This window comes from Streptosporangium sp. NPDC023615 (assembly GCF_040640155.1).
Taxonomy (GTDB): domain Bacteria; phylum Actinomycetota; class Actinomycetes; order Streptosporangiales; family Streptosporangiaceae; genus Streptosporangium.
The window spans coordinates 16,992-27,702 of the sequence record NZ_JBFABE010000021.1 but is presented as its reverse complement, the minus strand read 5'-3'; the positions used below and the strand labels follow the sequence as shown (position 1 = coordinate 27,702).

General features: G+C 72.1%; 13 protein-coding genes and 1 pseudogene. 4 read left to right on the top strand and 10 right to left on the bottom strand.

What is annotated here, in order from left to right; translation table 11 throughout:
* The 5 genes from AB0G16_RS17335 to AB0G16_RS17315 all read right to left on the bottom strand — a co-directional run.
* Window positions 1–105, bottom strand: a 105-nt coding sequence (locus AB0G16_RS17335) for a SapB/AmfS family lanthipeptide (RefSeq protein ID WP_362805720.1), incomplete at its 3' end; no start/stop codon positions are given.
* Window positions 106–155: 50 nt separating this feature from the next.
* Window positions 156–284 (bottom strand): SapB/AmfS family lanthipeptide, encoded by a 129-nt coding sequence (locus AB0G16_RS17330; protein WP_362805577.1) that lies wholly within the window; start codon window positions 282–284, stop codon window positions 156–158.
* Between the two features lie 50 nt (window positions 285–334).
* Window positions 335–466: a SapB/AmfS family lanthipeptide gene (locus tag AB0G16_RS17325; protein WP_362805575.1), complete on the bottom strand. Its 132-nt coding sequence runs from the start codon at window positions 464–466 to the stop codon at window positions 335–337.
* A gap of 4 nt (window positions 467–470) precedes the next feature.
* Window positions 471–3,122 (bottom strand): class III lanthionine synthetase LanKC, encoded by a 2,652-nt coding sequence (lanKC, locus tag AB0G16_RS17320; protein WP_362805573.1) that lies wholly within the window; start codon window positions 3,120–3,122, stop codon window positions 471–473.
* A 148-nt stretch (window positions 3,123–3,270) separates the two neighbouring features.
* Window positions 3,271–3,972: a histidine kinase gene (locus tag AB0G16_RS17315; protein ID WP_362805571.1), complete on the bottom strand. Its 702-nt coding sequence runs from the start codon at window positions 3,970–3,972 to the stop codon at window positions 3,271–3,273.
* A 423-nt stretch (window positions 3,973–4,395) separates the two neighbouring features.
* Here AB0G16_RS17315 and AB0G16_RS17310 point away from each other — a divergent pair, with 423 nt between their 5' ends.
* Both AB0G16_RS17310 and AB0G16_RS17305 read left to right on the top strand, forming a co-directional pair.
* A complete protein-coding gene (locus tag AB0G16_RS17310; RefSeq protein WP_362805718.1) occupies window positions 4,396–5,304 on the top strand; it encodes a YciI family protein in 909 nt (302 codons plus the stop codon).
* Window positions 5,305–5,363: 59 nt separating this feature from the next.
* Window positions 5,364–6,275 (top strand): DUF6596 domain-containing protein, encoded by a 912-nt coding sequence (locus tag AB0G16_RS17305; RefSeq protein WP_362805569.1) that lies wholly within the window; start codon window positions 5,364–5,366, stop codon window positions 6,273–6,275.
* On the opposite strand, the gene AB0G16_RS17300 is transcribed toward AB0G16_RS17305, so the two are convergent.
* Window positions 6,239–6,952: a M50 family metallopeptidase gene (locus AB0G16_RS17300; RefSeq protein ID WP_362805567.1), complete on the bottom strand. Its 714-nt coding sequence runs from the start codon at window positions 6,950–6,952 to the stop codon at window positions 6,239–6,241. The genes AB0G16_RS17305 and AB0G16_RS17300 overlap by 37 nt on opposite strands.
* A 171-nt stretch (window positions 6,953–7,123) precedes the next feature.
* Between AB0G16_RS17300 and AB0G16_RS17295 the strand changes: the two genes are divergently transcribed.
* Both AB0G16_RS17295 and AB0G16_RS17290 read left to right on the top strand, forming a co-directional pair.
* A complete protein-coding gene (locus AB0G16_RS17295; protein ID WP_362805565.1) occupies window positions 7,124–7,600 on the top strand; it encodes a nuclear transport factor 2 family protein in 477 nt (158 codons plus the stop codon).
* A 10-nt stretch (window positions 7,601–7,610) separates the two neighbouring features.
* Window positions 7,611–8,753, top strand: coding sequence for a magnesium and cobalt transport protein CorA (locus AB0G16_RS17290; RefSeq protein WP_362805563.1), 1,143 nt, complete (start codon window positions 7,611–7,613; stop codon window positions 8,751–8,753).
* Window positions 8,754–8,831: 78 nt separating this feature from the next.
* On the opposite strand, the gene AB0G16_RS17285 is transcribed toward AB0G16_RS17290, so the two are convergent.
* From AB0G16_RS17285 to AB0G16_RS17270, 4 genes and pseudogenes are all read right to left on the bottom strand, one after another.
* Window positions 8,832–9,167, bottom strand: coding sequence for an aldehyde ferredoxin oxidoreductase C-terminal domain-containing protein (locus tag AB0G16_RS17285; protein WP_362805716.1), 336 nt, complete (start codon window positions 9,165–9,167; stop codon window positions 8,832–8,834).
* A 68-nt stretch (window positions 9,168–9,235) separates the two neighbouring features.
* Window positions 9,236–9,418 (bottom strand): annotated as a pseudogene (locus tag AB0G16_RS17280) (aldehyde ferredoxin oxidoreductase C-terminal domain-containing protein); the annotation flags it as partial.
* Between the two features lie 82 nt (window positions 9,419–9,500).
* The gene (locus AB0G16_RS17275) at window positions 9,501–9,986 is read right to left on the bottom strand and encodes a hypothetical protein (protein ID WP_362805561.1); all 486 of its coding nucleotides are present in this window, start codon (window positions 9,984–9,986) and stop codon (window positions 9,501–9,503) included.
* A complete protein-coding gene (locus AB0G16_RS17270; protein WP_362805559.1) occupies window positions 9,983–10,507 on the bottom strand; it encodes a sigma-70 family RNA polymerase sigma factor in 525 nt (174 codons plus the stop codon). The genes AB0G16_RS17275 and AB0G16_RS17270 overlap by 4 nt, the downstream gene beginning before the upstream one ends.
* Window positions 10,508–10,711: the final 204 nt, after the last annotated feature.

Here is a 10,711-nt window from a genome sequence, read left to right as displayed (position 1 = left end):
GCTGGGCTTGGCCGACTCGCAGCCCAGGACCGTGAGGGTGCTGCCGCCGCCGCCGCCGTGGCCGCCGGTGGGGGCCTCGAGGGACTGCAGGTCGAGAAGGACCATGGGAATCGCTCCGTTTCTGGGTTTTTTCGAGATGGGGTGGAGAGGGTGGACTAGTGGCAGAGGACCAGGCTCAGGTTGCTGGGCTTGGCCGACTCGCAGCCCAGGACCGTGAGGGTGCTGCCGCCGCCGCCGTGGCCGCCGGTGGGGGCCTCGAGGGACTGCAGGTCGAGAAGGACCATGGGAATCGCTCCGTTTCTGGGTTTTTTCGAGGTGAGGTGGAGAGGGTGGACTAGTGGCAGAGGACCAGGCTCAGGTTGCTGGGCTTGGCGGACTCGCAACCGAGGACGGTCAGCGTGCTGCCGCCACCGCCACCACCGCCGCCGGTGGGGGCCTCGAGGGACTGCAGGTCGAGAAGGACCATTTCTTTACACCTCCTTCGCTGTGTCGCAGGGGCCAAACCGCCCGGCGGTTCCGTGCGCGGACGCCCCTGCCAGGTCGTTCGTCTCGCCGGGCGGTTCGATGAAGGGGAGGAACACCGGCCGGTCGTGCAGCACGGCGCTCATCGCGAACAGGACTCCGGCCGTGCCGGTCGCGAAGTCCATGGAGAGCCTGAGCAACTGGTTGCCGGGGAAGGCCAGCCCGCCGCCGTAGGGCAGCGCGTGCCAGTCCAGCCCGCGGAGTTGCTCGGCCAGGTAGGGGTGGTCGTCAGGGGCGGAGGCGAAGTCGCGCGGCTCGGGGCCCAGCCCCCAGCCGAGGGCGCCGATCATGCCGCTCCGGCCGGCGAACAGGCCGGACTGCACGAAGTACCGCCCCCGGGTGACGAGCCGGCAGCCGTCCAGCGCGGCGCGGAAGGCCTCGTCGTCGCGGTGGGCAAGGTAGCGGGCGAGGACCACGCCGATGCCCACCGACCCCTCGTCCAGGTAGGGCAGCGTGCGCCAGCCCTGGTTCACCTGAAGGGTCCCGTCCTCGCCGGTGGAGCAGCGCCGCAGGTCCTGGCGGAGCGCGACGGCGGCCCGTTCGAGCAGGGAGGGGTCGCCGGTGCGCTCGTAGGCGCGCAGGAACAGCAGGGCGGGTCCGGAGGAGCCGTACATCAGCCCCGCGCGGGCGTTGCCGCCCCCGCTGATCTCGGGTACGTCGTCGGGGCCGCCCAGCCGGTCGGAGCAGATGTCGGCGATCTTCATGGCCAGGTCGCCGAAGGCCCGCTCGCCGGTGGTGCCGTCCAGGTGCAGGAGGTTCAGGCCCATGCCGGCCAGGCCGCCGAAGAGCCCCAGCTCGAGCGACTCCCACTTCTCACGCAGGCACAGGTCCACCGTGTCGATCGCGTCCTGGCGGTGCCCGAGCAGGTCGAGGACGTAGGCCACGCCGTGCAGCCCGTCGTAGAACCCGACCCCGGTGCCGGGGGCGGGGGCCAGCGCCCTGGCGCGCAGCCAGTCCTCGTACGCGGGAAGCCGCTCGGCGCCCGTCCTCTCCAGCGCGTACAGCACGCCCGCCGCGCCGTAGGCGAGGTTCACGCCCCCGCCGGGCTGGAACTGGGCGACGTCGCCGGGGAAGAGCCGGTCGTCCCGCTCCGGGGTGGCGCTCGCCAGGATGGCGCGGGTCATCGCCTCCCGGAGCGCGGGCCAGCCGTCGGCGCCCGGTCTCGGGACCGGCGTGACCGCCGCCGGCTCGGGGCCCGTGATGGTCCGGACCGCCTCGTCGATCACCTCGGCCGGCACCGGGAAGGTCTCACGGATCATCCTGGCCAGGTCGACGACCTTCGCGCGGTCCAGCGACAGCATGATCGTGAGCTGGGGGGCGAACAGGCCCAGGCACAGGCACGCCATGGCGTAGAGGTCGACATCGACGCCCTGGCGCCCGGCCGGCGCGCTGAACGCCGGGTGGGCGAGCGCCGCCCGGCCGCGGTCGGCGGTCAGCGTGGCCACCTCGTAGTCGATCAGCACCAGGCGGCCGTCCTCGGTCACCAGGATGTTGTTCGGGTGAAGGTCGCCGAAGACCACCCCGCGCTCGTGCAGGGACTCCACGGCCCGGCGCACCTTGGGAAGAATGTCGAGCACCCAGGCGGTGTACTCGGCGACGGTCTCCTCGTCGCAGGTCGCCCTGGTCAGCGGGTACTGGTGCACGAGCTTGCGCTGCAGCGGGTTGCCGTCGACGAACTCCTCGACCAGGAAGTGGTGGCCGCCCAGGGTGAAGTAGTCGATCAGCGCGGGCACCGCCTCCAGCCCGGCCAGGCGCTCCAGCATGTCGCGCTCGTGGGCGAGCCGCGCCACGGCGTCCCGGCCGGCGGCGTCCAGCCCGGCGTGCGGGCGGGCCTCCTTGAGCACGACCCGCTCCCCGGTGCGCACGTCCTCGCCGAGGTAGACGCCCCCGCCGTTGGAGAACTGCAGGACGCTCTCGACCCGGTAGGGCAGCCCCTCGGTGGTGACCGCGTTGCGGGCGGCCAGGTGCGGTTCGAGGAAGGCGGGCAGCGTCACCCAGGACGGCACGCCGAAGGAGGGCTCGCGCACGTCCGGGACCAGGCGCCCCTCGCCGTCCTCGATGGCCAGCACCAGCTCGCCGTTGTCGGCCAGGCAGCGCCGCCCGGCGAAACCCCCGTACCGGACGAAGAGCGGGCCGTCGCCGTAGCGGAGGTCGCTGAGGATGTACGGCCCCTCGACGCCCCTGAGCAGCTCGTCGAGCTCCTTGAGCGTGAGCTCGAGCTGCGCCTCGTCCACCGGGTAGATCGTCACGAGTTTGCCGCTGGCGCCGCGGGGGGCGGCCTTGGAGTTCAGCATGGTCATGACCGGCAGGCTGCGGAGGAACTTGAAGGCGATCCCGCGGGGGACGCAGTACTCCCAGACCGCCTCCATGGCGCGCTCGGCGTCCTCGACGCGGGCCGAGACGTGGATCTTCCAGCCCTGGAAGGGCGTACGGCCGTTCAGCGGCGCGTAGTGCATCCAGGTGTCGGTCGCCTGGTGCTGCCAGCCCTCGGGCACCTCCCGGTTCGCGAGCGCGAAGTCGGGGTGCTCTCCCCGGTGGCCGTCGAGCGTGTCGTAGAAAAGCGGGTCCGCCAGGCAATAAAGTTCATACTGGTCATCCACGGCATTCTCCCCTGCTGTCTTCCAGAAGAGAGAATTACGGATAACCCGAGAAACCACCAGTTACAAAGTGAACCACTCGCATATGCGAAACTCACACATCCGACCGTGACGGTGTGCGCTACCTGCACTTTCGCGAGGGACGTGAAGGTTATTCGGAAAAACTACCAGGAAGCTCGGCTATCAGGGTGAACCACCCGTCTTTGCCGCCGGTAGCCCGCACGGTGCCGCCCAGCTCCTCCAGGCGGTGGCGCAGGTTGCCCACGCCGCTGCCGGGCGGGAACGCCTCCCGCCGGGGGGCGCCGTCGTTGACGAGGGTCAGGCGCAGCCTCCCGCGCTGCTCCACCAGCTCGATGGCGCACCGTGTCACCCGGCTGTGGCGCAGCATGTTCGTCACGCCCTCGCGGACCACCGCGCCCAGCGCCGCGCTCACGGGGCCGGGCAGGCCGTCCACGTCCACCCGTACCGAGCAGTAGGCCCCGAAGCCCTCCATCAGCACCTTCGCCCGCGCGGCCTCACCGGGGAAGGAGAGCCGGCGGCCCGCGGCCGAGATGTTCCGCACCGCGTGCGCGGCCTGCCGCACCGCCCGCAGCACCTCTTCGAGGTCCTCGCGCAGGGGCCCGTCGCCGGCCGCCCGGCGATGGGCCAGCTCCCCCTTGATCGCGGCCAGCCAGAGCCAGTGCCCGACGAGGTCGTGCATGTCGCGGGCGAACCCCTCGTAGGCGCGGGAGAGCGCCCGCTCCCGTTCGAGGCGCAGCCGCCTGACACGCAGGGCGAGGGCCGAGGTGACGCCCAGCGAGACCAGAAGCACACCCGCCCCGGCCGCTCCGACGAGACAGGCGGGATGCGACATCGAGCGCCTCTCCAAAGGAAACGATATTCCCGATAATAAACGTGAGGAAATGCCCGGGTGTTCGATCGGGGCGTACGGTTACACGGTGTAACGGTCTTAGGGTTAAGTGTCTGATAATTACCCAAACATCATGATATGAATCGCATACTCAGACGAATCGGGTAAGCGGACGTGTCGTCGTGCCGGGCCCTCGCCCCGAGGGGGCACCCGGTGCGCCGCTCCCAGGCCCGCCTTCCCCGGTATCCCGCTCCCGGCACGCCCCCGCCCGCCCGTCGGCCCGCCGGGCGACCGCCCGTCCCGGCCGACCCCTCGAAGCCACGGCACGGCAGTCGCCGGTCACCGTGGGTGATCGTGGCCGGCCGTGAATTCCTCCGCGCCGCTGGCGATTCCGGCCACTCCCGCGTGTCGTCGTGAGAGGGGGAGCTGCCCGCGAGCCCGCGGGAGGTGTGGGAGGCGCTCACGCTCCACACCTCCGGCTGGTACTGGGAGATCGACTACGAGCCCCGGGCCGGAGGGGCCGAGCGGGGACTGACCGGCAGGGGCGGCGTGGTGAGCGTCTGGGAACCGCCACGGCACCTCACCACGCGGACCCCGCCGGAGGCCGACGAGTTCAACGAGCTGGACTACCGGCTCCGGCACACCCCGGCCGGCACCCTGCTGAACCTCACCCACCGGGGCGTCGTCACGGGCGACCACGACACGCGGCTCGCGGAGCTCGACGCGTGCCGGCGGCACACCGAGCTCTACTACCATTCCTTCGGCGAGTACCTGCGCCACTTCCCCGGGCGACTACGCGGCGCCCGCCTTCCTCGGGGTGCGGTCCGCCGACGCGCTCCACCGTTTCTTCGGAAGGGACGCGTGGGGATGGCCGGTCGGGGTGGCGCACCACCTGTTCGCCGGGGACGCGGACGCGGGGACCGCTCGGCGGCGGTGGGCCGCGTGGCTGAACGGTGTGTTCACGAACGAGCGGGAGGCGTGATGGCCAGGTACACGGTGCTCATCTACGAGCGGGAGACCTCCGGGGGCGTGGCCGACATCCCGCCGGAGGTCATGCGCGCCCACGAGGAGCTGCCCGCGCGGATCGCCGGGCTGGGGGGCCGGATCGTCGCCGGACTGGCGCTGGAACAGCCCGGCACGGCGACCTCCGTCCGCGGCGGCCTGGTGACGGACGGTCCCTTCATCGAGACCAAGGAGGCCCTGGCCGGGGTCTTCGTCCTGGAGGCGCGCGACCTCGACCACGCGCTGGAACTGGCGAGGCTGACGCCGGTCGTCGACGGCGGCGTCGAGGTCAGGCCGCTGATCGGCTTCGACGTCCTGGAGCAGGGGAACTGAACGCCGCCGAACGGGCGGCCGCCGCGGTCGCCGACGCGCACCGTCGCGAGTGGGCCTACGTGCTCGCCGCGACGGTGCGGGTGACCCGCGACATCGACGCCGCGGAGGAGGCCGTGCAGGACGCCTGCGTCCAGGCCCTGCGGACCTGGCCGCGCGACGGCGTGCCCGGCAACCCCGGCGCCTGGCTGACCACGGTCGCGCGGCGGAACGCGCTCAACACCATCCGCCGCAGGCGGACGCTGGAGACGAAGCTGCCCCTGCTGCTCGGGCCCGACGACACCGGCGCGCCCTCGGGCGCGGACCTCGTCCGCGACGAGCTGACCGGGCGGGCGCTCGACCTGGCGCGCACACTGAGGCTCCTGCTGCCCGCCGACCGTGAGGTGGCCGGGCTGCTGGCGCTGCTGCTCGCCCAGCACGCGCGCCGCGCCGGGCGGACCGACGCCCGCGGCCGGCTGCTCCGCCTCGCCGAGCAGGACCGCTCGGCCTGGGACCGCGACATGATCGCCGAGGCCGACCGGCTCGTGGTCGGGGCGCTCACCGCCGGGCCACCGGGCCGCTTCACCCTGCAGGCCGCGATCGCGGCGCTGCACGCCCAGGCCCCCGGCTACGCCGAGACCGACTGGCCGCATATCCTGACCCTGTACGACGAGCTGCTGCGGATCTGGCCCTCACCCGTCGTGGCGCTGAACCGCGCGGTGGCGACGTCGATGGTGCACGGCCCCGAGGCCGCGCTGGCCGAGGTCGAGGCGCTCGAACGACAGGGACGGCTGGCCGGGTACCTCTACCTGCACGCGACCAAGGCCGACCTGCTGCACCGCCTCGGCCGCGACGCCGCGGCGGTGCGGGCCTACCGGGCGGCCCTGGCGCTCAGCGACAACGCCGCCGAGCAGGAGTTCCTCACCGGACGCATCGGGCCGGCCGGGGACGGAACCGCTCAGAGCGGCGCGAACGCCGGGGGGAGCAGCAGGTAGGCCCCGCCCACCAGGCACGCGCCCGCCACCACCAGGAACAGGAACACCCACAGTCCGCCGGGCAGGAACGTCAGCCGGGCGAGCTGGTCGGCGTCGGAGTCGGGCGCGCGGCCGCGACGGCGCTTGCCCTGCAGCTCCACGATCGGCCGCACGCCGCCCAGCAGCAGGAACCACACGGCCAGGTAGGCCATGATCGCGTCCATGTCGGGCGCGGCGTACCAGGTGAAGGCGGCGATGGCGCCGCCGGTGACCAGCAGGCTCACCACGCCGAACAGGTTGCGGATCAGCAGCAGCATGCAGAACAGCAGCCCGATCACGGCCGTGATCAGCACCGCCACGTAACCGGAGGCGGTCAGCCAGGCCCCGCCCAGCCCCAGCAGGGAGGGGGCGACGTACCCGGCGGCGGCGGTCAGGATCATGCCGGGCCCGCGCGGCTTCCCCCTGGTGAGGGTCACGCCCGAGGTGTCGGAGTGCAGCCGGATCCCCTCCAGCTTGCGCCGGGTGAGCAGTGCCACCAGCGCGTGCCCGCCCTCGTGGGCGATGGTGATCAGCCCCCGTGACAACTGCCAGGAGGTGGACCACGACACCACGCCCAGGGCCGCCAGCGCCGACAGCAGCACCACCCACAGGGGCGGCCCGGAACGGGCCGTGGTCAGGGTCACCCAGACGTCGGACAACGCTCACCTCTCCTTCACGGCACGGGAGCAAAGCGTCCCACGTCCGACGGTACGGCGACGACAAAGCCGGGCCGCGCCGAACATGATTCCGGCTCTCCGGGCGCCGCCGGGGTCTCGGCCCCCGCGCACACTACACTCGGTCCGCAGGACATTGACGGTCGGGAGAGACTCGTGAACGATCGGAACGTCGCCCTCATCGACACGTTCTACGACGCCTTCGCGCGCCGCGACGCCGACGCGATGGAGCGCTGCTACCACCCCGACGTCACCTTCGGCGACCCCGTCTTCCAGGAGCTCGAAGGGCGCGACAGGGTCATGGGGATGTGGCGGATGCTGCTCGGGAGCAGCGCCGATCTCAGCGTGACCGTCCGCGACGTCACCGCCCGCGACCACGAGGGCGCCGCGCACTGGACCGCCCGCTACACCTTCGCCAGGACGGGCAGGAAGGTCGTCAACGAGATCGACGCCCAGTTCCGCTTCGAGGACGGCCTGATCGTCCGCCACCACGACGACTTCGACCTCAAACGCTGGTCCAAGATGGCGATGGGCAGGCCGGTCGGGATCGTTCTCGGCTGGACCCCTATGCTCAGGGCGAGAATCCGCAGCACGGCCATGCAGTCACTGCAGGAGTTCATGAGCGCACGATGAGGAGAGACGTGTGACCGACCGGCGACGAAGGGGCCTGCGGAGCCTGGTGCGCGGTCGTTCCAGCACCGCCCGGGACTCCCCGGAGCGGTCGATGGACCCCAGGTTCGCCGGGAACGAGCCGCCCCCGCCCCGCTCGCGCGTCATCGACAACGCGATCTACGTCGGAGGGCGCCGCGAGGCCACCCCCGGATCGCTGCCCGAGGCGTTCGAGCGCCTGAAGAACACCCCCGACGGCATGGCCTGGATCGGCTTCTACCGGCCCGAGGACGGGGTCATCCTCAACGTCGCCGAGGAGTTCGACCTGCACGAGCTCGCCGTCGAGGACGCGATCGTCGCCCACCAGCGGCCCAAGGCCGACCGCTACGGCGACACGCTCTTCGTGGTGCTCCGCCCGGCGCGCTACCTCGACGAGACCGAGGAGGTCGACTTCGGCGAACTGCACGTCTTCGTCGGCCCGAACTTCGTGATCACCGTGCGGCACAGCGAGGCCCCCGACCTGTCCCAGGTCCGCCGGCGGATGCAGCAGGACCCCGACCTGCTCGCCCAGGGGCCGCAGGCCGTGCTCTACGCCATCCTGGACGCGGTCGTGGACGGGTACGCCCCCGTCGTCGCGGGCCTGCAGAACGACATCGACGAGATCGAGGTCCAGGTCTTCGGCAACGAGCCCGGCGTCTCGCGGCGCATCTACGAGCTGTCCCGCGAGGTGATCGAGTTCCAGCGGGCCACCCAGCCGCTCCTCGGCATGATCGAGGGGTTCATCGCGGGCGCCGCCAAGTACGGGGTGGACCAGGAACTGCAGCGCTACCTGCGGGACGTGGCCGACCACACGATCACCGTCGCGGAGCGGGTCGGCGGGTTCCGCCAGATGCTCCACGACATCCTGGTGGTCAACTCCACCATGGTCGCCCAGGCCCAGAACGAGCACATGACGAACCTCACCGAGGCGAGCAACGCCCAGAACGAGGAGGTCAAGCGGATCTCCGCCTGGGCCGCGATCCTGTTCGCCCCCACCCTCGTCGGCACCATCTACGGCATGAACTTCGACGTCATGCCCGAGACGCACTGGACCTGGGGTTACCCGTTCGCGGTCCTGATGATGGCGGGCGTCTGCCTCACGCTGTACGTGGTGTTCAAACGCCGCGACTGGCTCTGACCCGCGTCCTTCCCGGGGGCCGGCGCACGCGCCCGTGCCCGCCTCCCGTGTCCTCGGCCCCGGGGTCCGGACGGAGGCTCAGGGACGGGTGAGATGGACCTCCGCCCAGGCCAGGTCGAGCGCCAGCAGGGTCTCCCGGGTCGGGACGCCGTCGTCGTCCCATCCGGTGAGCCTGTAGTACAGCCGTAGCGCCGCGGCGAAGGCGTCCTCGTCGAGCAGGACCCCCGCGTGGCGCCCGGCGTCGACGGGCTCCTCGTGGAAGCGCCGGGGCAGGGCGTCGTCGGCGGCGCTCAGGCCCTCGCGCAGGTTGTAGACGCGCATGAGCTGCCAGCGTCGCCTGCCCCAGACGAACAGCTCGCCGTCGCTCGTCCGCCAGCCGGTGACCGCGCCCACCAGGCGCGCGATGCCCGGCAGGTCCAGCTCGCGGACCGGGGGGCCGGCGAAGAGCGACAGGCAGGGCGCACGGGCTCCCTTCCCAGCGCCACCGCCTCCAGGAACCCGACGAGCGCGGGCGTGTCCCCGAAGGCCGGCGGCGGCACACCGAGACGGCGCTCGTCCAGGAACCCCCGCTCGGCTGCCTCGCAGACGAACGACACGGTGAAGGCCGGCGAGACGGGGTCGACCCCCCACAGGTGACAGCGGGCGTTGAGGTCGAGGAGGGTCACCGTGTCGACGGCGAGTTCCGGACACCGGCGAGCCGGGAGGCGGGCACGGTAGGCCCGTGAGGGAGTACGCCCCGTCCCGATCTCACGCCTCCTCCCCGCCGGTCAGGTCGCGCACGCGACGCAGCAGTGCCGCCCGGCGGGCGTGAGCGCGCACGGCCAGCACCGACGCCGCCCCGACGAACAGACCCCCGGTCGCCAGTACGAGGACCGGACCCGTCCCCCGCTGGAGGGCGACGACGGTCGTGAGCGCGGTGACGGACGTCGAGGCCGCCAGAGCGATCCAGGCGGCGATCACCTGCTCGGCGGCGAACAGCGGCACCCTGTTCCTCAGGAGCCATCCTCCGTAGCCGGCCCAGGCAAGGCAGAAAACGGTCAACAGGGTGAACGCCAGGTGCGTGCGGCCGGGCAGCGGACCCGGCTCGGACGACCACAGCGCGACCACGAACACCGTGCCGGACAGCCCGGCCAGCAGCGCCGTCACCGCCCGGACCCGCATTCCCGGCGACAGCGCCGGTGTCAGCCGCTCGATCGTCTCCCGCGCCGACAGGCGCGGCTCCTCCTCGGTCATGACCGGTGTCCCTTCTCGCGCAGGTGTTCTCGGAGCATTCGACGGGCACGGTTGAGCCGGGACTTCACCGTGCCGACGGGGACCTGGCAGATCCGCGCGCAGTCCTCCACCGCCAGGTCCTCCAGGTAGAACAGGACGAGGATCTCCCGTTCCGGCACCGGCAGGCCCGACAGCGCGTCCACCAGCCCGGCGCGATCCACCATGGCCTCGACCGGGTCCTCGACGAGCACGTCGTCCGCCATGAGGTCCTCCCGCGCCCGGGCGTACTCGCCGCGCAGGCGGTCGCTCACCGACCGCCGGGCGATCGTGAACAGCCATGGCGCGAACCGGCCGGGTTCTCGCAGCCGGGGCAGGCCACGGACCACGGCCAGCCAGATCTCCTGGGTCACGTCGTCGGCCCGTTCGGCGTCGAGCATGCGGCGCACGTACGTCCACACCGGCACTCGCCAGCGGGCCACCAGCTCGGCCAGGGCCGCGCGTTCGCCCAGCTGCGCGCGCACCACCAGCAGCTCATCGTTCATCTCGCCCTCCCGTTCCCCTGCACAGTCGGGCGGGAGGCCGATCAGGTTCACCAGCCACGAGACCATCACGCGGAACGGGGCCCGGGAACGAGCGGGGGGAACCCGCCGGGGTCGTCCTGCGGCGCAGCGGTCCGATCACGGTGGCGGCGAACGGCACGGCATCCGCGATGACGAACCCGGACGTGATCCACTTCCCGGCCGGGA

Bases quoted from the DNA above. Each gene is read 5' to 3' on its own strand.
- AB0G16_RS17275 (WP_362805561.1), bottom strand. From the start codon at position 9,986: ATGACCGAGGAGGAGCCGCGCCTGTCGGCGCGGGAGACGATCGAGCGG.
- AB0G16_RS17270 (WP_362805559.1), bottom strand. From the start codon at position 10,507: ATGAACGATGAGCTGCTGGTGGTGCGCGCGCAGCTGGGCGAACGCGCG.
- AB0G16_RS17325 (WP_362805575.1), bottom strand. From the start codon at position 466: ATGGTCCTTCTCGACCTGCAGTCCCTCGAGGCCCCCACCGGCGGCGGT.
- AB0G16_RS17330 (WP_362805577.1), bottom strand. From the start codon at position 284: ATGGTCCTTCTCGACCTGCAGTCCCTCGAGGCCCCCACCGGCGGCCAC.
- AB0G16_RS17315 (WP_362805571.1), bottom strand. From the start codon at position 3,972: ATGTCGCATCCCGCCTGTCTCGTCGGAGCGGCCGGGGCGGGTGTGCTT.